At 71.7% G+C, this 25,822-nt stretch carries 21 protein-coding genes and 1 pseudogene; 13 read left to right on the forward strand and 9 right to left on the reverse strand.

The window, feature by feature from the left end; genetic code table 11:
* Positions 1–61 precede the first annotated feature (61 nt).
* Positions 62–1,840, reverse strand: a complete 1,779-nt coding sequence (locus QC826_RS27400; RefSeq protein WP_279763255.1) for a MutS-related protein — start codon at positions 1,838–1,840, stop codon at positions 62–64.
* Between the two features lie 201 nt (positions 1,841–2,041).
* Between QC826_RS27400 and QC826_RS27405 the strand changes: the two genes are divergently transcribed.
* The 3 genes from QC826_RS27405 (at position 2,042) to QC826_RS27415 (ending at position 5,484) form a co-directional block, all read left to right on the forward strand.
* Positions 2,042–2,839: a DeoR/GlpR family DNA-binding transcription regulator gene (locus QC826_RS27405; protein ID WP_093390884.1), complete on the forward strand. Its 798-nt coding sequence runs from the start codon at positions 2,042–2,044 to the stop codon at positions 2,837–2,839.
* 33 nt (positions 2,840–2,872) lie between these two features.
* Positions 2,873–4,135 (forward strand): MFS transporter, encoded by a 1,263-nt coding sequence (locus tag QC826_RS27410; protein WP_279763256.1) that lies wholly within the window; start codon positions 2,873–2,875, stop codon positions 4,133–4,135.
* Positions 4,136–4,215: 80 nt separating this feature from the next.
* Positions 4,216–5,484 (forward strand): efflux RND transporter periplasmic adaptor subunit, encoded by a 1,269-nt coding sequence (locus QC826_RS27415; protein WP_279763257.1) that lies wholly within the window; start codon positions 4,216–4,218, stop codon positions 5,482–5,484.
* Between the two features lie 11 nt (positions 5,485–5,495).
* Here QC826_RS27415 and QC826_RS27420 read toward each other — a convergent pair whose 3' ends face one another.
* Complete coding sequence (locus QC826_RS27420) at positions 5,496–5,678, reverse strand: hypothetical protein (RefSeq protein WP_279763258.1); 183 nt, start codon at positions 5,676–5,678, stop codon at positions 5,496–5,498.
* Positions 5,679–5,685: 7 nt separating this feature from the next.
* Between QC826_RS27420 and QC826_RS27425 the strand changes: the two genes are divergently transcribed.
* The 9 genes from QC826_RS27425 (at position 5,686) to QC826_RS27465 (ending at position 16,055) form a co-directional block, all read left to right on the forward strand.
* Positions 5,686–6,246, forward strand: a complete 561-nt coding sequence (locus QC826_RS27425; RefSeq protein ID WP_279766617.1) for an ABC transporter ATP-binding protein — start codon at positions 5,686–5,688, stop codon at positions 6,244–6,246.
* 9 nt (positions 6,247–6,255) lie between these two features.
* Complete coding sequence (locus QC826_RS27430) at positions 6,256–7,578, forward strand: ABC transporter permease (protein ID WP_279763260.1); 1,323 nt, start codon at positions 6,256–6,258, stop codon at positions 7,576–7,578.
* A gap of 26 nt (positions 7,579–7,604) precedes the next feature.
* Positions 7,605–8,840 carry an ABC transporter permease gene (locus QC826_RS27435; RefSeq protein ID WP_279763261.1) on the forward strand — a complete coding sequence of 412 codons (1,236 nt, stop codon included), beginning with the start codon at positions 7,605–7,607 and terminating at the stop codon, positions 8,838–8,840.
* Between the two features lie 59 nt (positions 8,841–8,899).
* On the forward strand, positions 8,900–10,243 hold the full coding sequence (locus QC826_RS27440) for a sigma-54-dependent transcriptional regulator (RefSeq protein WP_279763262.1): 1,344 nt from the start codon (positions 8,900–8,902) through the stop codon (positions 10,241–10,243).
* The gene (locus QC826_RS27445) at positions 10,243–11,469 is read left to right on the forward strand and encodes an ATP-binding protein (protein WP_279763263.1); all 1,227 of its coding nucleotides are present in this window, start codon (positions 10,243–10,245) and stop codon (positions 11,467–11,469) included. The genes QC826_RS27440 and QC826_RS27445 overlap by 1 nt, the downstream gene beginning before the upstream one ends.
* Positions 11,358–11,654: a sensor histidine kinase gene (locus QC826_RS27450; protein WP_279766618.1), complete on the forward strand. Its 297-nt coding sequence runs from the start codon at positions 11,358–11,360 to the stop codon at positions 11,652–11,654. Before QC826_RS27445 ends, QC826_RS27450 begins: the two co-directional genes overlap by 112 nt.
* Before the next feature lie 218 nt (positions 11,655–11,872).
* Positions 11,873–12,400 carry an FxDxF family PEP-CTERM protein gene (locus QC826_RS27455; RefSeq protein ID WP_279763264.1) on the forward strand — a complete coding sequence of 176 codons (528 nt, stop codon included), beginning with the start codon at positions 11,873–11,875 and terminating at the stop codon, positions 12,398–12,400.
* 79 nt (positions 12,401–12,479) lie between these two features.
* Complete coding sequence (locus tag QC826_RS27460; protein WP_093390875.1) at positions 12,480–13,277, forward strand: spermidine synthase; 798 nt, start codon at positions 12,480–12,482, stop codon at positions 13,275–13,277.
* Positions 13,278–13,583: 306 nt separating this feature from the next.
* Positions 13,584–16,055, forward strand: coding sequence for a TonB-dependent receptor plug domain-containing protein (locus QC826_RS27465; RefSeq protein WP_279763265.1), 2,472 nt, complete (start codon positions 13,584–13,586; stop codon positions 16,053–16,055).
* Positions 16,056–16,086: 31 nt separating this feature from the next.
* Here QC826_RS27465 and QC826_RS27470 read toward each other — a convergent pair.
* Positions 16,087–17,576 (reverse strand): annotated as a pseudogene (locus QC826_RS27470) (PLP-dependent aminotransferase family protein).
* 116 nt (positions 17,577–17,692) lie between these two features.
* Between QC826_RS27470 and QC826_RS27475 the strand changes: the two are divergent.
* Positions 17,693–18,385 carry a pyridoxamine 5'-phosphate oxidase family protein gene (locus tag QC826_RS27475; RefSeq protein WP_279763266.1) on the forward strand — a complete coding sequence of 231 codons (693 nt, stop codon included), beginning with the start codon at positions 17,693–17,695 and terminating at the stop codon, positions 18,383–18,385.
* Between the two features lie 102 nt (positions 18,386–18,487).
* Here QC826_RS27475 and QC826_RS27480 read toward each other — a convergent pair whose 3' ends face one another.
* The 6 genes from QC826_RS27480 to QC826_RS27505 are packed head-to-tail and all read right to left on the reverse strand — an operon-like array spanning position 18,488 to position 25,816.
* Positions 18,488–20,176: a hypothetical protein gene (locus QC826_RS27480; RefSeq protein WP_279763267.1), complete on the reverse strand. Its 1,689-nt coding sequence runs from the start codon at positions 20,174–20,176 to the stop codon at positions 18,488–18,490.
* A complete protein-coding gene (locus QC826_RS27485) occupies positions 20,173–22,236 on the reverse strand; it encodes a hypothetical protein (protein WP_279763268.1) in 2,064 nt (687 codons plus the stop codon). Before QC826_RS27485 ends, QC826_RS27480 begins: the two co-directional genes overlap by 4 nt.
* Entirely contained in the window at positions 22,220–23,275 is a 1,056-nt protein-coding gene (locus QC826_RS27490; protein ID WP_279763269.1) for a hypothetical protein, read from the reverse strand. The genes QC826_RS27485 and QC826_RS27490 overlap by 17 nt, the downstream gene beginning before the upstream one ends.
* Positions 23,269–24,162, reverse strand: a complete 894-nt coding sequence (locus QC826_RS27495; protein WP_279763270.1) for a DUF58 domain-containing protein — start codon at positions 24,160–24,162, stop codon at positions 23,269–23,271. The genes QC826_RS27490 and QC826_RS27495 overlap by 7 nt, the downstream gene beginning before the upstream one ends.
* An 8-nt stretch (positions 24,163–24,170) precedes the next feature.
* A complete protein-coding gene (locus tag QC826_RS27500; protein ID WP_279766619.1) occupies positions 24,171–25,175 on the reverse strand; it encodes an AAA family ATPase in 1,005 nt (334 codons plus the stop codon).
* 20 nt (positions 25,176–25,195) lie between these two features.
* The gene (locus QC826_RS27505) at positions 25,196–25,816 is read right to left on the reverse strand and encodes a DUF4159 domain-containing protein (RefSeq protein WP_093390865.1); all 621 of its coding nucleotides are present in this window, start codon (positions 25,814–25,816) and stop codon (positions 25,196–25,198) included.
* Positions 25,817–25,822 lie beyond the last annotated feature (6 nt).

Here is a 25,822-nt window from a genome sequence, read left to right on the forward strand (position 1 = left end):
CCACATGAGGGTCAGACCCTCAGGGTCTGACCCTGGCGTCGCGCCGGGGTTCGCCAGCACGCTAGGCGGCCTGCTGCCGCAGCACCTGGCCGCAGTCCTGCGGCTCGGCCAGATACTCGCTGAGCCAGTCGAACACGCGCCTGGCCTTGGCGTCGATGTCGGCGCCGAAGCCGCGCGCGCTGAGCAGGGCGATGCCGTTGGTCTCGGCCAGCACGCCGGGCGCGATGCGCAGGCGCGACTGGTCGCCGTCGGGCGCGCTGACGCACAGCGGGGTCAGGCAGTCGGCCAGCAGCGGCGCCAGCACCAGGTTGTGCGAGGAGACGATCACCAGGCCGGAGGCGGCCAGCGAGTGCAGCACGGCCGCCGCCGCCGAAATCGATTCGATGTGGTTGGTGCCACGGAAGATCTCGTCGATGATGAACAGGCCGGGGCCGCGCTCGGCCAGCGCCAGCAGCTCGCGGGCGCGGCGCAGCTCGGCGATGTACAGGCTCTCGCCGCTGCTCAGCGCGTCCTCGCCCTGCATGCTCGAATACACCGGCAGCGCAGGCGCGCTGGCCGAGCGCGCGTAGCAGAAGCCGAAGGCGCGCGCGACGATCAAATTCAAGCCGACGGTGCGCAGCAGCGTGCTCTTGCCGATGCCGTTCTGGCCGGAGATGAAGGCGCCCCGGCCGTCCAGCGCGAAGTCGAGCGGCGCGGCGCGCTCCAATAAGGGATGCACCACCTGCTCGAAGCGCAGGCGCGGCGGCGCCGGGACGGCCGCCGCAGACGGGCTCGCGGCGGCAGCGGTGGCGGCCGGCGCAACGGCTGGCGGCGCCCCATCGGATACGCTTGCCGGCGCCGACGACGCTGGCGACGATGACGGCGACGCGAACGCACACGCCGCCGACTCGGGTTCGACCCAGCAGTGCTGCGGCGTGGCGGCCAGGTGGCGCGCCAAGGCCAGGTCGGCCTCCAGCCGGCCGACCAGCAGGAAGCTGGAGCGCAGCAAGTCCAGATGCAGCAGCACCGTGTCGCGGCTGGCGAAGTAGTGGCGCACGTTCTTCAGCAGCAGCCAGTCGCTGTACTCGCGCACGCCGGGCAGCATGTCGAGCGGCGAGCGGGTGATGGCGCGGTTGATCTTGCCGGCGCGCGCGGCGCCGCCACGCAAGGCCGCCGTGAACGGATCGTCCAGCCGCGCCAGCAGCACATGGCTGCGCAACAGCTGCCGCATGGTGCGCAGCTTGCGCTCCCACTGTTCGACCGCGTCGCTGAAGCACATCTGCACGCCGAGCAGCGCCAGCCACACCAGCACGGCGCCCAGCCACAACAGCATCCAGCCGCTGGCCAGGCCGCCGGCCACCAGCAGCAGGAAACCCAGCGGCAGCCAAGGCAGCATGGCGCTCCAACGCGGCGCCGTTCGGTGGGGCGCGTCAAACAATTGTTCGCTGATCTCAACATCTGTTTGCCGCAAGCCCTCGCAGCACTGCTGCAGGCGGGCTAGGCGCGGCGCGTCCAGGCTCAGCGCGCGCACGCGCGCCGCGCCTGCCCCGCCCGCCCCGCCCGCCTCGTTTGACCCGTCCTCCGCGCCGGCCGCGCCGCGCAGGCGCTGGTGCAGGATCTGCTGGCCGATGATGCTGGTGGCCGGCGCCAAGCGGGCGCTGTACGGCTCGAGCAGCATCTCCTGCCAGGTCTGCTCGTCGACCGCGCCGGCGGCCGTCGCCGAGACGGTGCGGTGGTACAGGCCGACGTCGTGGGCGGTGAACGGATAGTCGGCCAGCGGCGGGCGTTCCGGCGTCAGCAGCGCGATCAGGCGGCCGAAGGCGCTGCTCAGGGAGAGGCGCCAGCGTGGCAAAGGATTCATGCGGGGTTCCATGGTGATGCGGTCGAGCCAAGATGATACCGCTTGCAACATTAACAAGTGCGATGAAGAAACAAATCACCCCGCCCGCCTGCCGCCGCAGGGCGGCGCCTAACTGCAATCCCCAGGGAACGCCATGCGCGCTTGCATGTTTATGCACGTTGATGCACAATTTGACTCACCTATTTGCACGTTTATTTTGCCATGTCCGCCTCCATCACATCTATCTCCGCCGTTCGCCTGCCCGAGGAACGCCAACGCCTGATCGTCGAACGCCTGGCCGGCGGCGGCCGGGTGTTGGCCGCCGAGTTGGCGCGCGAATTCGGCATCTCCGAGGACACCGTGCGGCGCGACATGCGCGAGCTGGCCGCCGCCGGCCTGTGCGAGCGCGTCTACGGCGGCGTGCTGCCGCTGTCGCCGGCCTCCGGCCCGCTGGTGCAGCGGCTGGAGCAGGCGCGCCCGCGCAAACTGGCGCTGGCCGCCGCCGCCCTGCCGCTGCTGCGCCAGGGCCAACTGCTGCTGATCGACGCCGGCTCGACCAACGGCGCCATCGCCGAACTGCTGCCGGACAACCTGGGCCTGAGCGTGGCGACCAACTCGCCGGCCATCGCCGCGCTGCTGGCGCCACGGCGCGGCATCGAGCTGATCGTCATCGGCGGCCAGGTCGACTGGCGCTCCGGCGCCAGCCTGGGCGCGCGCGCCGTGCGCGACGTCGCCGCCCTGCGCGCCGACCTGTGCTTCCTCGGCGCCTGCTCGGTCGACGCGCGGCGCGGCATTGGCGGCTTCAGCTTCGAGGAGGCCGAGTTCAAGCAGGCCGCCGTGGCCGCCAGCGACGCCGTCGCGGTGGCCGTCACCAACGAGAAGATCGGCACCGGCGCGCCCTACGGCGTGGCGGCGATGCGCCAGATCGCCTACCTGCTGGTCGAACACGACGCCGACCCGGCGCGCCTGGCCAGCTTCTACGGCGAGGCGACCCAGGTGCGGGTGGCCGACGCCGCCTGACCCCGCCCCCGCGCCCACCAACCGAAAGCACACATGCACACCGCCGCAGTCAAACAGGCCCGCCGGGCCACGCTGATGGTCTTCTTCGCCAACGGCCTGGGCATCGGCGCCTGGGCCACGGCGATCCCGCCGCTCAAACAGGCGCTGGCCTTGTCCGACGCCAGCCTCAGTCTGGCGCTGCTGGCCCTGGCCGCCGGCGCGGTGTGCTGCATGCCGCTGAGCGGCCGGCTGGTGCCGCGCGTCGGCGGCACGGCCGCCGCCACCAAGCTGGCCGGGCTGGCCTTCGCCGTGCTGCTGCCGCTGCCGCTGTGGGTCGACAGCCTGCCGCTGCTGATGCTGGCCACGCTGCTGCTGGGCGGCGCCAACGGCCTGCTCGACGTCGCCATGAACGCCCACGCCAGCACGGTGGAGCGGCGCTGGGGCGCGGCCATCATGTCGTCGTTCCACGCCGCCTTCAGCCTGGGCGGCCTGGCCGGCACCGGCATCGGCGCCGCCCTGCTGTACTTCGACACGCCGACCGCCTGGCTGCTGCTACCGACGGCGCTGCTCGCCCTGGCGCTGGTGCTGACGGCGGCCGGACGGCTGGACGCGGGCGCGGACAATACGCCGCCGGCACACGGCGCATCGACGGCGGCCGCGCCTGTCGCGGCGGCGGCGGCAGAAGGAGCGGCGGCGCGCGGCGCGCGGCGGGCCGTGGCCGGCCTGGCGGTGATCGCCCTGCTGTGCTTCCTGGTCGAGGGCGCGATGGTCGACTGGAGCGGCCTGTACCTGGCCAGCACCGGCGCCACGGCGGCCGCCGCCGCCGCCGGCTTCGCCGCCTTCTCCTGCACGATGGTGCTGGGCCGCCTGCTGGGCGACCGCGTGGTGCGCCACTGCGGCAGCCGGCGGGTGATCGCCGGCGGCGCCGCGCTGGCCGCGCTGGGCCTGGGCCTGGCCGGCGCGCTGCCGGCCACCGGCGCCATCCTGGCCGGCTATGCGATGGCCGGACTGGGCCTGTCGAACGTGGTGCCGGCCATCTTCAGCGCCGCCGGGCGGACCGGCAGCTCGGCCGCCGCCGGCATCGCCATGGTGGCCAGCATCGGCTACGCCGGCCTGCTGGCCGGGCCGCCGCTGATCGGCGCGGTGGCCGCCAACTGGTCGCTGCGCGCCGGCGTCGGCGTGATGGCCGGCGCCGCGCTGTGCGCGGCGCTGCTGACGCTGGCCGTCCGGCGCCGCCCGGCGGACACCGCAACGGACACGGCGGCGGACACCGCAGCGCCCTGCGCGGCCCCGGCGGCGGCAGGAAAATCCAGCTGAATCAAGCACTTGGGCGCGCCGCGCGGCGCTGGCACGGAAGCTGCATAGATAGCCGCATCCTTCTTCCACCGGCGCCCCCAATGATCCGCGACACCTCCCATCAAGACACCGTGCTGAACGCGCCGCCGGCACAACGCCACCGGCGCCGCCTGTTGTGGGCCGGCGCCGCCATCGCCCTGGCCGGCGCCGGCGTGCTGCTGCTGGCCGCCTGGCGCGGCAACGAACATTCGGTCAGCGCGGCGCGCCTGCGCATCGCCGCCGTCAGCCGTGGCACGCTGCTGCGCGACGCCGCCGTCAACGGCCGCGTGGTGGCCGCCGTCAGCCCGACCCTGTACGCCACCACGCCGGCCACGGTGACCTTGAAGGCCTCGGCCGGCGACACCGTCAAAAAGGGCGACGTGCTGGCCGTGCTGGAGTCGGCCGACCTGTCGGACGCGCTCAAGCGCGAACAGTCCAGCTACGCCCAGCTCGAGGCCGAGGTGGCGCGCCAGCACATCCTGGCGCGCAAGCAGAAGCTGCTGGCGCGGCGCGAGGCCGACACCGCCGAGATCGAGCGCCTGTCGGCCCAGCGCGTGCTGGAGCGCTACCAGGCGGTGGCCAACGACGGCATCATCGCCAAGATCGACTTCCAGAAGGCCAAGGACGCGCTCAGCTCGGCCGAGATCCGCGCCAGGCACGCCGAGCAGGCCGCCGCGCTGGAGGGCGACAACGTGGCGCTCGAGCTGGCCACCAAGGTGCAGCAGCTCGAACGCCAGCGCCTGACCCTGGCCAACGCCCAGCGCCGGGTCGACGAGCTGACCGTGCGCGCGCCGGTCGACGGCTTCATCGGCACGCTGTCGGTGGCCAACCGCAGCGTGGTGCAGGCCAACGCGGCCTTGATGACGCTGGTCGACCTGTCCAAGCTGGAGGTCGAGCTGGAGGTGCCGGAGACCTACGTGGCCGACATCGGCCTGGGCATGCGCGCCGAGATCACCGCCGGCGCCATCCAGGCGGTCGGCACCCTGTCGGCGCTGTCGCCCGAGGTGGTGAAAAACCAGGTGCTGGCGCGGCTGCGCTTCGACGGCGCCCAGCCGGCCGGCCTGCGGCAGAACCAGCGCGTCGGCGCGCGCCTGCTGATCGACGAGAAGCCGGGCGTGCTGCTGCTGCCGCGCGGCCCCTTCGTCGAGGCCGACGGCGGCCGCTTCGTCTACCTGGTGCGCGACGGCGTGGCCGTGCGCACGGCGGTCAAGCTGGGCGCCACCAGCGTGGCGGCGGTGGAGATCGCCGGCGGCCTGCGCCTGGGCGACCAGGTGGTGATCGCCGGCAGCGAGGCCTTCGACAACGCCGCCCGCGTCGCCATCCACCAATAAGCAGAAACAAGTCAACCCATTCCACCCGACCCGAAAGGCAAGCCATGCTGCGCATGCACAACCTGAGCAAAGTCTACCGCACCCACATGATCGAGACGCACGCCCTGCGCGGCTTCGAGATCGAGGTGAAGGCCGGCGAATTCGTCACCGTCACCGGGCCCTTCCGGCTCGGGCAAGACCAGCTTCCTCAACATCGCCGGCCTGCTCGAGGAGTTCAGCGACGGCGAGTACATCCTCGACGGCGTCAACGTCCAGGGCATGGACGACAACGCCCGCTCGCGCCTGCGCAACGAGAAGCTCGGTTTCATCTTCCAGGGCTTCAACCTGATCCCCGACCTGTCGCTGTTCGACAACGTCGACGTGCCGCTGCGCTACCGCGGCTTCAACCGCGCCGAGCGCCGCGAACGCATCGAGGACGCGCTGGCCAAGGTCGGCCTGGCCTCGCGCATGCGCCACTACCCGGCCGAGCTGTCGGGCGGCCAGCAGCAGCGCGTGGCGATCGCCCGCGCGCTGGCCGGCTCGCCCAAGCTGCTGCTGGCCGACGAGCCGACCGGCAACCTCGACACCCAGATGGCGCGCGGCGTCATGCAGCTGCTCGAGGAGATCAACGCCCAGGGCACCACCATCCTGATGGTCACCCACGACCCCGAGCTGGCCGTGCGCTCGCAGCGCAACGTGCACATCATCGACGGCCAGGTGTCCGACCTGGCGCGGCGCACCGCCTCGCTGTTCGACGGCCAGTCGAACGTCCACGCGGCATAGGGGGCGGCCATGTGGCTCTACTACTTCCAACTGGGCCTGCGCAGCCTGCGGCGCAACCCGGCGCTGACCGCGCTGATGGTGTTGACGCTGGCCGTCGGCGTGGCCGCCAGCGTCGCCACGCTGACCGTGCTGCACGTGATGGGCGGCGACCCGATCCCGCACAAGAGCGCGCGCCTGTTCGTGCCGCTGCTCGACAACGGCCCGGCCGACGGCTACACGCCGGGCGGCGACCCGCGCCAGACCGACCGCCAGCTCAGCTACCGCGACGCCAGCAACCTGCTGCGCAGCGGCCAGGGCGAGCGGCGCACCGCCATCGTCGGCGTGGCGGCGGCGGTGGCGCCGGCGCGGCCCGACCTGGCCCCGTTCGCCGCCTACGGCCTGGCGCCGACCAGCGACTTCTTCGCCATGTTCGAGGCGCCGTTCCGCCACGGCCAGGGTTGGAGCCCGGCCGACGACGCCGCCGGCGCCGACGTGGTGGTGCTCAGCCGCGCGCTGGCCGAAAAGCTGTACGGCGCCGCCGACCCGGTCGGCCGGCGCGTCAACCTGCTCGGTTTCCCCTTCCTGGTCAGCGGCGTGCTCGAGACCTGGAAGGTGGTGCCGCGCTTCCACCGCGTCGTCGGCGGGCGCGGCGCCTTCGGCAGCGAGGAGGAGTTCTTCATCCCCTTCGCCAGCATGCTGCGGCACCAGACCGAGCACCACGGCAGCACCAACTGCAAGGGGCCGCCGGCACCCGGCTACCAGGGCCTGCTCGACTCGGAATGCACCTGGATCCAGTTCTGGTTCGAGACCAGTGCGGCTGGCGGCGGGCGCGCCGCGCTGCAGGGCTACCTGGACAACTACGCCGCCGAGCAGCGCCGCCTGGGCCGGCTGCCGCGCAACGCCCCCAACCGCCTGTACAACGTGATGGAGTGGCTGGAGTTCCTCAAGGTGGTCGGCAACGACAACCGGCTGAGCGCCTGGCTGGCCTTCGGCTTCCTGCTGCTTTGCCTGGTCAACGCCATCGGCCTGCTGCTGGCCAAGTTCTCGGTGCGCGCCGCCGAGGTCGGCATCCGCCGCGCGCTGGGCGCCTCGCGGCGCGAGATCTTCCGCCAGTTCCTGGTCGAGACCACCGTGGTCGGCCTGGCCGGCGGCGCGCTCGGCCTGCTGCTGGCCTTCGGCGCGCTGGCCCTGATCGGCCGCCAGTCGAAGGAGCTGACGGTGGCCGCGCAGATGGACTGGACCATGCTGGCGGCCACCTTCGCCATGGCGGTGGCGGCGGCCGTGCTGGCCGGCCTGCTGCCGACCTGGCGCGCCTGCCAGGTGACGCCGGCGCTGCAACTCAAATCCCAGTAAGCCCGCAAAGAAAAGAGGACAACACCATGGAAATCCGACCCATCCTGTCGGCGCTGCTGCGCAGCAAGACCGGCGCCGTGCTGGTCGCCGTGCAGGTCGCGCTCAGCCTGGCCATTTTGGCCAACGCCCTGCACATCGTCGCCGTGCGCCAGGCGGTGGCGGCGCGGCCCAGCGGCGTGGCCGCCGAGGCCGACGTGTTCTCGCTGCAGATCCGCCACCTGAAGGCCGGCGGCCACCAGCAGCAGCTGGCCGAGCAGAAGGCCGAGGCGGCCACGCTGCGCGCCGTGCCCGGCGTGCTGTCGGTGGCCGCCGTCAACCAGCTGCCGATGAGCCGTTCGGGCAGCTACAGCGGCATCGCCGCCAAGCGCGAGCAGGCGCAGGTCAACGAGTCGGCGGCGCTCTACAACACGCCCGACGGCCTGCTCAAGACCTGGGGCCTGCAGCTGCGCGAGGGGCGCGACTTCGCGCCGCAGGACGTCGTCGAGGTCGACCAGGAGACCAGCGAGGAGTTCGCCAAGGTGGCCATCGTCACGCAGGCGCTGGCGCGCCGGCTGTGGCCCGACCGCGCCAGCGCGCTGGGCAGGACGCTGTACTTCGGCACCGGCGACAAGGCCGGCGCCAGCGAGGTGGTCGGCGTGGTCGAGCGGCTGCAGACGCCGGGCGCCCAGATCAAGGGCGACGGCGAGATCTCCGTCATCGTGCCGATCCGCTACACCGGCGGCAGCGACAGCAACTTCACCCTGCGCGCCGAGCCGGGCCAGCTCGAGCGCGTGATGAAGGAGGCCGAGGCGGCGGCGCGGGCCGGCGCCGGCGCCCCGGTCATCGTGCGCATGAAGAGCCTGGCCGAGGTGCGCGCCGACCGCTACCGCGCCGACCGCGGCCTGTCCGGCATGCTGGTCGCCGTCAGCGCGCTGCTGCTGCTGGTGACGGCCAGCGGCATCGTCGGCATGGCCAGCCTGTGGGTGACGCAGCGGCGCAAGCAGATCGGCGTGCGCCGCGCGCTGGGCGCGCGCCGCGTCGACATCCTGCGCTACTTCCTGGTCGAGAACGTGATGATCACCAGTGTCGGCGTGGCCGCCGGCGTGCTGCTCGGGCTGGCGCTGAACGCGCTGCTGGTGAGCCAGCTGGAGATGACGCGCCTGCCGGCGGCCTATCTGGCGGCCGGCGCCGGCGTGTTCTGGCTGCTCGGCCTGGGCGCCGTCTACGGCCCGGCCTGGCGCGCCGCCTCCACCTCGCCCGCGCTGGCCACCCGCAGCGCCTGAGCCCCCCCCCGGGGGAAATCACCGGACCGCGCGCGGTCCGGCAATGTTATTCTTCGCGCATGCCTACCGTACTCATTATCGACGACAACAGCGCCGTCGCCATCGCCCTCGAGGTGCTGTTCTCGCTGCACGACATCGAGGCGCTGCGCGCCGCCTCGCCCGACGAAGGCCTGGCCCTGCTGGAGCGCCACCAGGTCGACCTGGTGATCCAGGACATGAACTTCTCGGCCGACACCACCTCGGGCGACGAGGGCCGCGCCCTGTTCCACGCCATCCGCGCGCGCCACCCCGGGCTGCCGGTGATCCTGCTGACCGCCTGGACCCAGCTCGACGCCGCCGTCGAGCTGGTGCGCTCGGGCGCCGCCGACTACCTGGCCAAGCCCTGGGACGACCACCGCCTGATCGCCACCGTGCGCAACCTGATCGAACTGGGCCAGGCCAAGCGCGCCCTCGGCGCGCGCCTGCGCAGCGAGGCGCGCCAGCGCCACGACCTGGAACGCGACTTCGACCTGCGCGGCATGGTCTGGCGCGACGCCGCCACCGAGCGCGTGATCCACCTGGCCTGCCAGGTGGCGCGGGCCGACGTGCCGGTCTTGATCTCCGGGCCGAACGGCAGCGGCAAGGAGGGCATCGCCGCCATCATCCAGGCCAACTCGGCGGTGCGCGACGGCCCCTTCGTCGTGCTCAACTGCGGCGCCCTGCCGGCCGAGCTGGTCGAGGCCGAGCTGTTCGGCGCCGAGGCCGGCGCCTACACCGGCGCCTCGCGCGCGCGCGAGGGCAAGTTCGAGGCGGCCGACGGCGGCACCCTGTTCCTCGACGAGATCGGCAACCTGCCGCTGGCCGGCCAGATGAAGCTGCTGCGCGTGCTCGAGACGGGCCGCTTCGAGCGGCTCGGCTCGAACAGGGAGCGCCAGGTCAAGGTGCGCGTGGTCAGCGCCACCAACGCCGACCTGCCGGCGATGATACGCGCCGGCAGCTTCCGCGAGGACCTGTTCTACCGCCTCAACGTCATCGAGCTGCGCCTGCCGCCGCTGGCGGCGCGCCCGGCCGACATCCTGCCGCTGGCGGCCCACTTCCTCGGCGCCGGCAAACGCCTGCAGGCCGGCGCCGAGGCGGCCCTGCTGGCCCACCCCTGGCCGGGCAACGTGCGCGAGCTGAAGAACGTGATGGCGCGCGCCGGCCTGCTGGCCGCCGGCGAGTCGATCGGCGCCGCCGACCTCGGCCTGCCGCCCTCGCCGGCCATGGCGGCGGCCGCCGCCGCCGAGGCCGAGCCTGACCGCGACGCCATCGGCCTGGCGCTGCGCCGCGCCGGCGGCGTGGTGGCGCAGGCCGCCGCCGAGCTCGGCCTGTCGCGCCAGGCGCTGTACCGCCGCATGGAGCGGCTCGGCATCGCCCGTCCCTGATGGCCGGCGCCGAGCAGCAGCAGCAGCAGCGGCCCCGGCCGGCCGCCGGGGCCAGGGGCGGCGCGTCGAAGGGCATCCGCCTCTCGCTGCTGACGCGCTGGTCGGCCCTGGTCGGCACCCTGCTGACACTGGGCATCCTGGTCGCGCTGGCGCTGACCCGCCTGCTGCCGCAACGGCCCGGCCTGGTGCTGGCGCTGTGCCTGCTGTGCGTGCTGCCGCTCGCCGTCATCACCATCCGCGCCCAGCTGGCGCCCATCCTGTCGCTGTTCCGCGCCCTCACCGGCACCGTCACCAGCTACCAGGACGGCGACTTCTCGTTCAGCCTGCACTGGCCGCAGAACGACGAGCTGAGCGACCTGGTGGCGGCCCACAACGCGCTCGGCGCCGTGCTGCGCCAACAGCGCCTCGAGCTGGTGCAGCGCGAGCTGCTGCTCGACACCATGGTGCAGAACACGCCGGTGGCGATGCTGCTGGTGAGCGAGGGCGGGCCGGTGGTGTACGCCAACGTGGCCGCCCGCCAGCTGCTCAACCAGGGCCGCAAGCTCGAGGGCCACCGCCTGGACGCCGTGCTGGCGCAGGCCGCGCCGGCCCTCAACGAGGCGCTGGCGCGCGGCGGCGACGGCCTGTTCACCACCGGCGCCGGCGCCGGCACCGAGGCGGGCGCCGAGGAGGAGGTGTTCCACCTGGCGCGGCGCAGCTTCAACCTGAACGGCCGCAGGCACGAGCTGCTGCTGCTGCGCCAGCTGACCCTGGAGCTGCGCCGGCAGGAGGTGCAGACCTGGAAGAAGGTGATCCGCGTCATCAGCCACGAGCTCAACAACTCGCTCGCCCCGCTCACCTCGCTGGCCCACTCCGGCGCCGAGCTGGTGCGCCGCGGCCAGACCGCGCGCCTGCCGCAGATCCTCGCCACCATCGAAGAGCGCAGCCGCCACCTGGAGAGCTTCATCCTCGGCTACGCCCGCTTCGCCAAGCTGCCGGCGCCGCGCCCGGAATGGCAGGACTGGGGCGCCTTCGTCGGCCACCTGGCGGCCCAGGTCGAGTTCGCCCTGGCCGGCGCCCTGCCGGCCGAGCCGGCCGCCTTCGACGCCGCCCAGCTCGAACGGCCCTGCTCAACCTGCTCAAGAACGCCCACGAGTCCGGCTCGCCGGCCGGCGCCGTGCGCCTCGCCGTGCGCCGCCTGCAGGACGGCCTGCGCATCGAGGTGCAGGACCGCGGCCCGGGCATGAGCGAGACGGTGCTGACCAACGCGCTGGTGCCGTTCTACTCGACCAAGCGCAGCGGCACCGGCCTGGGCCTGGCGCTGGCGCGCGAGATCGCCGAGGCCCACGGCGGCCGCATCACCCTGGCCAACCGCGCCGGCGGCGGCCTGACGGTGGCGCTGATCCTGCCGCTGTCGGTTTCCTGCAACTAGGCGGGGAATTATTTTTTCGACATTCCATTGTCAATTTTGACAACATCCGTTGTGTTTCACGCAAACATCGGCACGGCCCAGCCCGTGTCTTAGCGACAAGCTATTTTGCCGTGACTATCGATTTGAAAATAGCGAATTGACATGAATTTTCCACCGGCGTAACTTGGAATCCGGCACTGACCTTTCAGTGCCGGGGAACACTTTCACGGGGAAGAAAAATGAAACTAAAATCATTACTTTTGGCCGCCATGCTGGCCGCACCTTTCACTGCCGTCATGGCGGAAGATCTCACTCCGGTCGTGCCATTGGTCGGCTCGCCACCACTGCAAAGCGCCGGCTTCGGCCTGACACACGTGTTCTCCGGCGAGTTCTGGGACACCATCACCTTCACGCCGCCGGTCGGCCCCTCGCTGGTCGACGCCAGCCTGGTCACGGTCGGCTTCACCCCCGCCCAAGACATCGACTTCATCGGCGCCACGCTGAACGGCAACCCCCTGGCCCTGTTCGCCAGCCCGGGCGGCGTCTTTGAAGCCGGCGGCCTGCTCATGGCCCCCGCATCGGGCGTCCTGACGCTGGTCGTGCACGGCTGGGCCGGCGACATGATGATGCACAAGGACACCCCGATCACCGCCTCGTACGCCGGCACCATCAACGTGACCGCCGTGCCCGAGCCGGAAACCTACGGCATGATGCTCGGCGGCCTGGGCGTGCTGGCCTTCCTGGCGCGGCGCCGCAAGTCGTCCTGAGCGCAACCCGGCGCCCAGCTTGAAAGACGCTGCGGCGTCTTTTTTTTTGCGCCGCCGGGACGGCTGGTAAACTACGCCCATGTCCAAGAAAACCGCCTCCCCCACCGCCGCCGCGCCGGCCAGCGCCGCGCGCTACGACCAGCCCGGCCACCCGCCGGCCACCACCACCCAGTTCCAGGGCGTGCGCTTCCTCCACCTGGGCACCTCGTGGGTGCAGGGCGCGATGCGCCTGTCCAAACCGGACGCCATCGAGCTCGAATACGTGCAGATGATGATGATGTGGCTGCTGTTCCAGGAACGCCCGCGCCACGTCGTCCAGCTCGGCCTGGGCAGCGCCGCGCTGACCAAGTTCTGCTACCACCGCCTGGCCGAGGCGCGCGTCACCGCCGTCGAGCTCAACCCCAACGTCATCGCCATCTGCCGCGCCCAGTTCGGCCTGCCGCCCGACGACGAGCGCCTGGCGGTGCGCGAGATGGACGCCATGGACTTCGTGCTCGACCCGGCCAACCACGGCACGGTCGACGTGCTGCAGGTCGACCTGTACGACGAGGAGGCGCGCGGCCCGGTGCTCGACTCGCCCGAGTTCTACCAGGCCTGCCACGACTGCCTGAGCGCCGACGGCATCATGACCACCAACGTGTTCGGCGACTTCCCCAACTACGACAAGAACCTGCAAGCCATGGAGCAGGTGTTCGACGCCGTCGTCTGGCTGCCCGAGGTGCACGACGCCAACATCGTCGTGATCGCCTTCAAGCGCTCGCCGCTGCTCGACTTCAGCCTGCTCTACGAGCGCGCCGGCGCCATCAAGACGCGCTTCAACCTGCCCGCCAAGTCCTGGGTCAACGGCCTCAAGGGCTGGATGCTCGACCAGCAATAGGCGGCGCCGGCGGCGGCAACAGTCGTTGCCGCGCCGGCAAGACTAGCATAAAGGCATCCACCCGCCGCCCCCTGGCGGACTCGACTTTCCGGCCGGCGGTCGATCAGGGTAAGGGATTTCCCCGTATAACGCACGCAATATTGCAACTGGTGCACATAACACAACACCACGCCGCAAACCCCTTGGCCGGCAGCAATCGCACACTGTAGTATTTTCTCGGCGGCGAGTCACCCTCGCCCGTTCAGCGTCAAAGCCGGTCACCCATTGGCTGCATGTTCAGATAAAAACCATACGAGAGAATGACACATGACTACAGCACACCACAGCACCGCCGCCCCGCAACGCCTCCCCTTCCGCCGCACCCTGATCGCCTCCGCCCTGTTGCTCGCCGCCGGCCATAGCTGGGCGCAAAGCGCCGCCGACAGCGCCCCGCCGGCCGAACAAACCGTCGTCGTGCTGGGCTCGCGCTCGGTGGCCAAGACCGCGCTCGACACCTCGGCACCGGTCGGCCTGATCAGCCTGAAGGACATGCAAACCGCAGGACCGCTGGAGCTGGGCAAGCTGCTGCAGACGCTGGACCCGTCGTTCAACTTCTCGACCACCTTCATCAGCGACGGCTCGGACATCATCCGTCCCGCCACGCTGCGCTCGCTCGGCCCCGACCAGGTGCTGGTGCTGGTCAACGGCAAGCGCCGTCACCAGCAGGCCTTGGTCAACGTGCAGCAAACCATCGGACGCGGCTCGGCCGGCACCGACATCAACGCCATCCCGCTCGGCGCGATCCACCACATCGAGGTGTTGCGCGACGGCGCCGCCGCCCAGTACGGCTCCGACGCCATCGCCGGCGTGATCAACATCGTGCTCAAGTCGCAGGTCAAGGAGACCACCCTGAGCGGCACCGTCGGCACCACCTCCGAGGGCGACGGCGACACCTATTCCGGCAGCGCCAACACCGGCTTCGCGCTGGGCCAGGACGGCGGCTTCATCAACCTGACCGTCGAGGCGCGCAAGCGCGGCGAAACCAACCGCGCCGGCCCCGACTCGCTGCGCGTGCAGGGCGCGCCACGGGTGACCCAGCACATCGGCGACAGCAACGCCAAGGACGCCTACCTGTGGTGGAACGCCGCGCTGCCGATCGACAAGGCCAGCGAGTTCTACGCCTTCGGCGGCCTGTCGCGCCGCAAGGGCGACGCCTACGGCTTCTACCGCTCGCAGGGCGACGACCGCACCGTGCCGTCCGAGACCCACGCCGACGGCTACCTGCCCAACATCCACACCACCGTCAAGGACGCCTCCTTCGCCTTCGGCTACCGGCGCGACCTGCCGAACGACTGGAAGGCCGACATCAGCATCAACCACGGCGAGAGCGAACTCGACTTCCACGAGTCGAACAGCATCAACGTCAGCTACTGGTACGAGCCGAAACCGGGCGGCGCGCCGGGCCAGATCTACGGCGAGTCGCCGCGCGAGGCCGACACCGGCAAACTGAAGTTCACCCAAACCACCTTCAACGCCGACGTCAAGGGTCCGGTCAAGGTCGGCGACGGCACCGTGTTCGTCGCCACCGGCTTCGAGTACCGCAGCGACAACTACCAGATCGAGGCGGGCGACCCGGTCTCCTACCAGTACGGCCGCACCAACAACCCGACCATCGCCATCAAGGGCCAGAACGGCAAGACCGCCGCCTCCGGCATCCAGGGCTTCCCCGGCTACACGCCGGGCACCGCCGTCGACGCCGGCCGCCACAACGTCGCCCTGTTCCTCGACCTCGAACACAAGCCGGTCGACCAGCTGACCGTCGCCGGCGCCGTGCGCTACGAGAAGTACTCCGACTTCGGCAGCACCGTGACGGGCAAGTTCAGCGCCCGCTTCGACCCGAGCAAGGAGCTCGGCTTCCGCGGCAGCGTCTCGACCGGCTTCCGCGCCCCCAGCGTGCAGCAGGCGTTCTACAGCTCGGTCTCGACCAACCTGAACAACGGCGTGCTGACCGAAACGCTGACCGCGCGCCAGGGCAGCGCCGTGACCCAGGCCTTCGGCATCGCCCCCTTGAAGGAGGAGACCTCGACCGGCGGCAGCATCGGCATGGTGCTGCGCCCGGCGAAGAACTTCTCGATCACCGCCGACGCCTACCAGATCAAGATCAAGGACCGCATCGTGTTCTCCAGCGAGGTGTCGCCGGAGAAGGGCGGCGTCGGCCCGATCGCCAGCATCCTCAATCCGCTGGGCGTGGGCCAGGCGCAGTTCTTCACCAACGCGGTCGACACCCGGACCCGTGGCCTGGACATCGTCGCCGAGCACACCACCCGTCTGCCGGCCTCGACGCTGGTGCTGTCGGGCCAGCTGGGCTTCAACAAGACCGAGGTCACCAAGCGCCACTCGACGTCATCGGTGCTGACCGGCGAGCAGCTGTTCGACCAGTCGCAGGTCACGCTGATCGAACGCGGCCAGCCGCGCCGCCACCACGTGGTGGCGGCCGACTACACAGCCGGCCCGTGGAACCTCAACACGCGCGCCAACTACTACGGCGAAGTGCAGGCCTCGAACTTCAGCCCGCTGCACACCTGGGACGCCAAGTGGCTGGTCGACGCCTCGGTACGCTACGCCTTCAGCAAGCGCACCTTCCTCAGCGTCGGCGCCAACAACGTGTTCAACACCTTGCCTTCGGAATGGAGCAACGGCGGCGACTTCCCGAAGATCGGCTTCACCCGCTGCTGGGAAACCTGCCCGATCGGCGTGAACGGCCGCTCGATGTACATCCGCGCCGACACGGCGTTCTAAGCTAGTTCCGTAGTGCCTCCGCGCCGCAGCTTCAACCGCTGCGGCGCGGACGGTTGGCGCTGTAGGCCGCCAGGTGCAACAGCGCCGCCAAGCGCCTGACCAGTCCATCCATTTCCTCGGCCGGCACCTGCGCGTAGCCGAGCATCAAGCCCCGCCAGTCCGAACCGCCCTCCCCCGCATGGTCGCAGTGCGCGCTCAGCGCGTGCGTCACGATGCCCAGCTCCAGCGCCTGCGCGGCGATCGTCGTGTCGCACAGCGCCGCGTCGGTGAAGCGCAAGGCCAGGTGCATGCCGGCCGAGCCGCCGTGCACCAACGCCACCGTCCCCACATGCTCGCCCAGCGCCGCCGCCAGCGCGTCGCGGCGCTGCCGGTACAGCCGCCGCATGCGCCGCAGGTGCAGGGCGAACTGGCCGCTGCGCAGGAATTCGGCCAGCGCCAGCTGCTCGGCGACGCGGCCGCGCGCGGCCGACTGCGCGCGCATCGCCGCCAGTGCCGGCGCCAGGCCCTGGGCACCACCACGAAGCCGATGCGCAGCGAAGGGAACATGGTCTTGCTGAAGGTGCCCAGGTAGAGCACCGGCGCGTCCGCCGCCAGCCCCTGCATGGCCGCCAGCGGCGGGCCGTCGTGGCGGAACTCGCTGTCGTAGTCGTCCTCGATGATCAAGGCGCCGGCGGCGCGCGCCTGCTCGATCAGCGCCAGCCTGCGCCGCAGGCTGAGCACGCTGCCGGTCGGATACTGGTGCGACGGCGTGGTGTAGATCAGCCGAGGCGGGCGCTCCGCCCAGTCGCGCGGCTGCGGCGCGATGCCGTCCTGGTCGACGGCGAGCGGCTCGACGCGCAGGCCGGCGGCGCGGAAGGCGGCCAGCGCGCCGGCGTAGCCGGGGCACTCCAGCCAGGCGGTGTCGCCGTGGTCGGCGAAGGCGCGGGCGCACAGGTCCAGGCTGCTCTGGGTGCCGTCGGTGATGAACACCTGGCCGGCCTCGCACACCACCCCGCGCGAGGCGCGCAGGTGGTCGGCGATGGCCTCGCGCAGCGCCGCCTCGCCGCACGGCTCGCCGTAGTTCAGCTGCGCCACCGTCAGGCCGCGCCAGGCCCGCTCCAGCATGCGCCGCCACAGCGCCAGCGGAAACTGCTCGAGCGCCGGCACGCCCGGCATGAAGGCGGCCATGCTGTCGCTGATGCCGGACATCGGGCGCAGCTCGCGGGCGCGCGACGACAGGCCGGCGTGCGGCGCCGCCACCGCCGGCGCGGCGAACTCCGGCGCCAGCGCGGCGACGATGGTGCCGCCGCGGCCGGTGTTGACGTAACCCTCGCAGGCCAGCTGCTCGTAGGCGTACAGTACGGTGTTGCGCGCCACGCCCAGCTCGGCGGCCAGCACGCGGGTGGCCACCAGGCGGCTGCCGGCGCCCAGCGTGCCGTTGCGGATCGCCGCGCGCAGGCATTCGTGCAGCAGGCGCTGGCGCGGCCAGCCGCGCGCGCGGTGCTGCTCGGTGAAGGCGGCGATCAACAGGGCGTAATCCACGGGGTGTGCTCCATTCATGGCTCCAAAAAATGACACAGGCCTGGATCTGTCGACAGAGCCAGCCGGCCATTATATTGCCTACTTCACCCTTTGTAGCCACCCATTTGGACACCACCATGACCGACACCGTCGCAGCCGACACCGCAGCACCCGCAGACACCACCACCTTCGCCGGCGCGCCGAGCGAGCGCACCCGCGTGCGCCGCGTCGCCGAGAACGCCCGCTACGACGCCGCCACCGTGTACGGCATCGTCGACGACGCCTACCTGTGCCACATCGCCTTCAGCGACGACAAGGGCAGCCACTGCATCCCCACCGCCTGCTGGCGCGACGGCGAGCACCTGTACATCCACGGCTCGAACGGCAGCCGCATGCTGCGCCGGCTGGTCGAGTCGGACATCTGCATCACCATCACCCACCTCGACGGCCTGGTGATGGCGCGCTCGGCCTTCAACCATTCGATGAACTACCGCTCGGTGATGATCTACGGCCGTTTTGAAAAGGTCGGCGACGAGGCGCACAAGCGGCGCACCATGGAGAACTTCATGGACCGGCTGGTGCCGGGCCGCCAGGCCGAGGTCCGCGCCGGCAACGACAAGGAATACGCCGCCACCACGGTGCTGCGCATCGCGCTGAGCGAGGCGGCCTGCAAGGTGCGCGCCGGCGCGCCGAACGACGACGCCGAGGACATGGCCTGGCCGGTCTGGGCCGGCGTGCTGCCGTTCGAGCGCAGCCGCCTGGCGCCGCAGACCGACCCGGCCTGCGCGCTGGCGGTGCCCGACCACGTGCAACGCTGGAGCGAGGGCTGATTTTCACCCCGCACCCCGCTACGCCACGGTCGGGGTCAGACCCCTGGCTTGCGGGGTGCGGGGTGCGGACCGGCGTCCAGCAAATCCCGAAAGAATCAGTTTTTAGCGCTGCTCGCGCCACCACAGCGTCAGCATGCACAGCGCGAACAGCAGCGCGAACGGTGCGGCCGGCACGGGTGCGCCGTTCGCGGCAGCGGTGGCGTCGGGAGCTAGTCTGCCGTTGACTGGGGCGCCGGCCGCGCTGGTGGCGCCGGCGCCGGCCGACGCCGGCTTCGCCTCGCTGCGCGCGGCGTAGCGCGCGGTGGCGTCGCGCCGCAGCGCGCGCTGCCAGGCCGGCCAGTCGCCGGCGGCGTAGACGTATTCCATGCCCTCCTGGCCGCCGCTGGCGAACTTCTGCCAGCCGGGCGCGCGCGGCCACAGCGCCACGCAGACCGCGTCGGCCTGCTCGGCGCGCGCCTGCCATCGCGCCGCCGCCATGCCATCCAGTTGCACCTCTTCCCCCGGCTTGAATCCTTGCCCGCACAATTCGCTGCGCAGCCCCGGCACCGGCATCGGGTCGGGCAGGCGCCAGGCGCTCTTTTGCGGGGCCGGCAGCGCCACCCTGTCGAGCAGCTGCTGCCACCACAGCGCCAGCGGCTGCGGCGCGCTGATGGCGTAGCGGTGCCAGTCGGCCACGCCCAGCCACAGCACGCGGCCGCGCTGCCAGTCGCGCTGCCACAACCAGGCTTGCTGTTTGTCGTCGCGTGCCGCCGCCGTCCAGGCGGCGCCGGCCTGCGCGTCCGGGTTCAGGCCGGCCGGCGTCAGCGCCAACTGGGCGCCGTTGATGCTGAACTGGCGCGTGTCCTCCTTCTCCGTGGTGGCCGACTGCGGCCGCAGACGCAGGCCGAATTCGCGCTGCCACAGGGCGGCGTCGGCCGCGTTCGCGCCCAGCACCAGCAAGGGCGCGCCCTGCGCCACCTGGGCCAGCAGCGCGGCGCGCGCGGCCGGGTTCATATGCTCGACATAGGCGGCGTCGACCAACAACAGGTTCGGCCGCGTCAACGGCACCCGCGCCGTCTCGCTGCGGGCGATGGCCTTGCCCAGCGTGAGCTGCCAGTCCAGCACGGCGTCGCCCTCGGCCAGCAACTGGTTCAGCGCGCGGGCGTCGAAGGACGGCGCGTCGAAACGGCCCAGCACCTGCAACGGCGCGGCGGCCACCACCTGCAGCGGCACCGGCCCGGCGGCGATGGTCTTGCCGGCCGCGTCGAGCAGGCGCGCCTGCAGCAGCATGGCTTCGGCCAGCGGCGGCAGCCATTGCAGCGAGAGCTTGTCGGTGGCGGCGGCGGCGCGCGCCTCGGCCAGCAGCTGGCCGTTCTCGGCCAGCAGTTGCAAACGCCAGCCGGCCTGCGCCTGGCCGCGCCGCGCGCTGAACTGGAACATGCGGCCCAGCGCCACGCTGCGCGGAAAGTCCAGCCACAGCAGGTCGGCGTCGGCCGGCGGCTTCCATTGCAACGGACGGGCCGGCAGGTCGCGCCACTGCGCCTCGCGCAGGCCGTCGCCGCGCAGCAGGATGGCGCCGGCCTGCGGCACGGCGAGCAGCGCAGCCTCGCTGGCGTTGCCGGCGGCGTCGGTGCTGAGTGTGATGTTGGCGGCCACGCTGCCCGGCTGGCGCAGGTCGGCGAACATGGCGGCCAGCGCCAGCGCGGCGAGGCCGACCAGCGCCAGCTCGACCCACTGGCGGCGGCGCGCGTAGAACAGCGCGCTGAGCGCGCCGGCGGCCAGCACGGCCAGACTGGTGATGCTGGCCGTCATGGCTGCTCCTTGCCGCGCCAGGCGCGGCGGAATGGGGTGTCGGCCTGCGGCTGCGCCTGCAGGCGCACGGACGCCTCGGCCAGCGTGCCGCGCAGCCAGGCGCGCAGCACGGCGCGGCAGGCGACGCAGCCGTCGGCCACGTCCTGCACGGCGCGTTGCGCCGCCAGCTTCTGTTCCTGGTCGGTGATGCGGGCGGCGACGATCTCGCGCGCCGACTTGCTCCACAGCGCCGGCAGCGTGCCGTCGCCGGCCAGCGCCAGCACCAGCTCGCGCACCTCGGCCGGCGCGGCGTCAACGGCGCCGCCCTGGGCGCGTTTGTAGCTGAGCGCGCCGACCATGTCGCCGCTCATGCGCTTCTCCTCCTTCAGCGCCGGCGGCACGAAGGCGGTGCGGTGCAGGTAGACGCGCTCGGCCTGCTGCAATTCCTTGATCGCCGCCAGCGCCTTGTACTCGGGCGGCAGGGCCGACTTCGGCGTGATGGCGCGCAGCGACTTCTCGGCGTCCCACATGGCCGCCAGCGCGCGCTTGAGCAGCGCCTTGGTGGCCGGGTCGAAGATGGTGGCGTTGTCCTCCTGGTCGTGGGCGTGGCCGAACTCGGCGATGATGGCCGCCTCGGCGCCGCGCTTGGGCGCGCCATGTTCGCCGCCAGCCTCCTGACCGTGCTCCTGTTCGTGCTCGTGCTCGTCGCCGAACAGGCTGGACTCCTCGCCGAGGAACATGCCGTAGCGCCGCCGCAGCTGCGCCTGGTCGGTGGCGATGGACTCGCTGCGCTCGCGCAGCGTGGCGCGCGGCATGTTGGGCTTGGCTTGCAGGTCGGCCAGCAGCTGTTCGGTGTCCATGATGATCTGGCGCTGGCTGCGCAGGTTCTCCGGCTTGACCATCGACGGCAGCGCCGTCGCGTCCAGGCTCTCGGCGGCCGGGCCGGGCAGGCGCAGCGTGTAGGTCGGCGACTGGGTGGTGTGGGCGTGCTCGGGCGCGTTGTCGGTGGCGCGCACGAAGAAGTACAGCTCGTCGCCCGGCTCCATGCCCAGCACCGCCAGCGTCCAGCGCTTCTGCCACTTGCGCACCTTGCGGTCGGCCGACTCGGGCAGCGGCACCTCGCGGTCGCTGAAGCGGACGTTCTCGCCGCTGCCGCGCGCCAGCGTCATGTGCAGGCTGGCGCGCACGATGGCGTAGTCGTCGCGCGCGCTCAGCTCCAGCTGCACGCCGCCGGCGTCGGCCGGCAGCACGGTGATCAACTCGTTCGGCGCGACCACGTTGACCTGCGGCGCCTGGTCGGGCCGCACCCGCACGTTGTAGCGCGTGCCGGCCTTGCCACGGGCGCGCCAGAAGATCGACTCGCCGGCGCGCCACTGCGCGCAGTCGGCCGTGACGGGCAGCGCCTGGCCGTCGCTCAGCTCCACCACCGGCTGCGCGCCGACGGCGTTCTTGACGCACCAGCGCACCGCGGAATACTGCGGCACCTCGATATCGCGCGCGGCCGTCTCGAAGGCGGCCACGCCGGTGTAGGCCGGCGGCGCCACGCGCAGGTAGATCTCGCCGTCGACGATGGCGCGCGCGGCGGCGGCGGCGGCGGGGCCACCTGAGGCGCCGGCCTGGTGGCGCTGCTGCCAACCCCAGGCGGCGCCGGCCACGGCCAGCGCCAACAACAACGGCAGCAGTGCTTCCACGGAGGCGACCGGCGCGCGCACGCGGGCGATGGCGCGGTAGTCGTCCGGCCCCAGCGCGCTGGCCAGGCGGACGCGCAAGCGCTCCAGTTGCAGGCGAGCGATCGGGCTTTCGGCGGCGCCGGCCAGCAAGGCGCTGCTGTCCTCCAGCGCGGGCACGGCGGCGTCCAGCCAGGCGGTCCACTGCGCGCCGACACGGCGGCGCCAGCGTGCCAGGTTCCACAACAGCCAGGCGGCCCACAGCAGCGGCGCGGCCAGGGTGTAGGGGCGCGCGGCGGGCAGCCACAGCGCGCAGGCCAGCAGCGGCAGCAGCGTGGCCAGCCAAAGCGGCGCGCGGCGGCGCAGCACGGCGCGGCGCAACTGGCCGCGCAGGAGGTCAGCGGCGTCGCGCATGGGTGAGTATCCGTTCCAGTGAAAACAGCGCCAGCAGCAACCAGCCGATCCAGGAGGCCGGGCTGGCCTCGACCGGCACGCCGACGCCGCGTTCGGCGGCGAACGCCTGCGCCGGCGCCGGGTAGTCCGGCGCCGCTCGGTCCAGCGCGTTCAGGGTGGCGAAGATGGCGCGCGCCGTCTCGGCGTCATGCGCCGGCCAGGCGCCCGAGGCCCACAGCCGCCCGCGCGCGCTGTCGGCGTAGCGCAGCTTGATGCCGTTGATGTCCAGCGTGGGCGCGTCGGCCAGCTCGGGCGGCATTACGCCGCCGCCGAACCACCACAGCGGCGCGTGCCAGCCATGCGGCGGCAATTGCGGCCGGTCCCAGACGATCAGTTCGGTGGCGGCGTCGGGCTCGTCGGTCAAGACGTAGCGGCCGTCGGCACCGGCGTTGAAGGCGGCGAACAACGCCTGCCAGGCCGGCGCGCGCGCCGCTGTGGTGGCCAGCGCGACGCGGTGTTCGGCCACGGTGGCGGTCGGAGCGGAGTTGGCGACTACCGGTGCCGGCTTCAACTCCAACCGGATCTGATGGGAAAAGCGCGGCAAGCGCGCCGGCATGGCGACTTGGCCGCCGTCGGCCAGCACCAACACGCGGGCGTCGCCGCGCCACTGGTACTCGTGCTGGCGCAGCCAGGGCAGCAAATGCGGCAGCGCCTCGGCGGCGATCTCCTCGCGGCGGGCGGCGCCGAAGCCGGCGGCGGCGATGCGCTGGCCGGCCCAGGCCTGGTCGACGCCGCGCGCCAGCAGCACGGTGTCGCCGCGCCACGGCAGCACGGTGGCGGCCAGCCAGGCGATCAGCGCCAGCAGCAGCAGGCAGCGCAACAACAGCAGGAGCAGGTCGCGCCAGCGCCACACGCGCAATTGTTCCGGCGCGGCGGCCGGCAGGAAGCGCGCGGTGGCCAGCGGCTCGGCCTTCAGGCGCTGGCGCTTTTTCCGATGCCACCAGATCGGCAGCAGCAGGACGGGCAGCGCCAGCCACCACAATGCTTGAGTACTCAACATCTTGCGCGCGCCCCCGCCAGTTGCAGCCAGCTGCGCAGCACCAACGCCAGCGGCTGCTCGATGCGCGCCTCGCAGCGCACGATGTCGTGCTGGCGGCAGCTGGTGGCCAGCGCATCGAAATGCTCAGTTAACGCCTGGCGGTAGGCCTCGCGCTCGGCCTGGCCCATGCGGTGCAGGCCGTCCGGCTGCTCGGGATCGCGGTAGCCGGCGCCGGCCTTGAAGCTGGCGTCCACCTCGGCCTGGGTGCGCAGCGCCAGGATGCGCACGTCGTGCTGTAGACGGCGCAGGCGCAGCAGCGCCTCGCTCAGCGGCGACGGCCACTCCAAGAAATCGCTGACGGCGAAGATCAAACTGGGCGCGCGGGCGAAGTGCAGGTTGGCGCGCAGCGTCGCCTCGTCCGGCAGCGCGCCCAGCGCCTTGACGCGGGACAGCTGCGCCAGCACGCGCTGCAACTGGCGCGGGCCGCGCCCGGCCGGGGTGAACTCGACGCGGCCGCCGCCGCACACCACCAGGCCGAAGGCGTCGCCCTGGCGCTGCGCCACGGCGGCCAGGCAGGCCAGCATGGTGCGGGCGAACCACAGCTTGTCCAGTCCCGCCACCTCGCGGCTGGGCTCGGCCATCGAGGCGCTGGCGTCCAGCCACAGCCAGACGGCGACATGGCTGTCGCGCTCGGCCTCGCGCACGTAGTAGCGGTCGGCCCGCGCCAGCAGCTTCCAGTCGACCCGGCGCCACTCGTCGCCCGGCGCGTAGGCGCGGTACTCGGAGAACTCGACGCCGGCGCCGCGCTCGCGGCCGGCGTGCATGCCGTGGCCGAGACCGGCCAGCACGTGGCGGATGATCAGGTTCAAATCGGTGGCGTGCGCCACCAGGGCCGACGTTTGCAGCATGCGCGGCCCTACTCCGGCCGCACGTGGTCGCGCAGCGCCTGCAGGATCTCGGCGATGGCGACGCCGTCGGCCTCGGCCTCGAAGTTGCGCAGCACGCGGTGCGCCAGCACCGGCAGCAGCATCGCCGCGATGTCGTCGCGCGTCACCGCCAGGCGGCCGTGCATCAGCGCGCGCGCCTTCGAGGCCAGCACCAGCGCCTGGCCGGCGCGCGGACCGGCGCCCCAGCCGACGTGCTTCTTCACGCTGGCCACCTCGCTGTCGGCCGGCCGGGTGGCGCGCACCAGGCGGGTGGCGTAGCGCAGCAGGTGCTCGCCGATTTGAATGTCGCGCACCAGTTGCTGCAGGCGCAGCAGGGTGTCCACGTCCATCACCGGCTCGGCGTCGGCCAGGCCGGCGTGGGTGGTGGCCGAGACCATGGCGATCTCCTCCTCCTCGCTCGGGTAGACCACGTCGATGCGCAGCAGGAAGCGGTCCAGCTGCGCCTCCGGCAGCGGATAGGTGCCGGCCTGCTCGATCGGGTTTTGCGTCGCCAGCACGAAGAAGGGGCGCGGCAGCATGTGCGTCTGTCCGGCGAAGGTGACGCTGCGCTCCTGCATCGCCTCGAGCAGGGCCGACTGCGTCTTCGGCGGCGCGCGGTTGATCTCGTCGGCCAGCAGCACCTGGGTGAACACGGGGCCGCGCTGGAAGCGGAACTCGCGCTTGCGGGTCGCCGTGTCCTCCTCCAGGATTTCGGTGCCGACGATATCGGACGGCATCAGGTCGGGCGTGAACTGGACGCGGCGGAACTGCATGTCGGTGGCCTGCGCCAGCGACTTGACCAGCAGCGTTTTGCCCAGCCCCGGCACGCCCTCGACCAGCGCGTGGCCGCCGGCCAGCAGGCAGATGATCAGCGAGTCGATCACGTTCTCCTGGCCGATGATGACCTTGGCCATGCTGGCCTTGAGGCCGGCCACCTTGGCGCTCAACGCGCCGATCTCGTCCTCGCTCCAGGCGATGCTCGCGCTGTGCGACATGTTCGACAATGCAGACACTATCAGGCTCCCAATGCGTATTGAATGATGTTGACGGCGAAGCGGGTGTTGTCGATGACCAGCCAGCGCTTGTTGCGGAAGTCGTAGTCCCACTCGCAACCGTAGTCCTTGTTGCTGTACAAAAGCCGCACGCGGCCGCCCACCTCGATCGCCTTCAGGTAGTCGTGCACCAGGTCGTCGCCCCAGCCGTTCAGCTCCACGCTGGTGTTGGGCGGGCCGTCGAAATGGAAGAAGCTCGAATACAGCGGATGGTTGTTGGCGATCTTGCGCAGCGCCTTGGCGCCGAAAATGCGCGCCAGCTCGGCCTCGAAGGACTTGGCGAACAGGCCGTCGATGTCGTGGTTGCAGTCGTCGACGAAGAGGAAGCCGCCGCCCTTCACATAGCGTTCCAGGTTCTTGCGTTCGGCGGCGCTGAACTGCACCAGCTTGTGGCCGGCGAAGTAGCAGAACGGCGCCTCCAGCATCTTCGGGTCCGACAGCGCGACGATCCGCTCCACCGGATCGACGCGCAGGGTGGTGTATTCGACCAGGGAATTGAGCACATTGCTCGGCATCCGGATATCGACGTCCCAGTCGCCCGACTCGTAGCTCAGGCGCGTGAAGTAGAAGTCGTAGCTGGCCATGCGCGC

The organism is Rugamonas sp. DEMB1 (assembly GCF_029834475.1).
In the GTDB taxonomy this organism is placed as follows: Bacteria; Pseudomonadota; Gammaproteobacteria; order Burkholderiales; family Burkholderiaceae_D; genus Rugamonas; species Rugamonas rubra.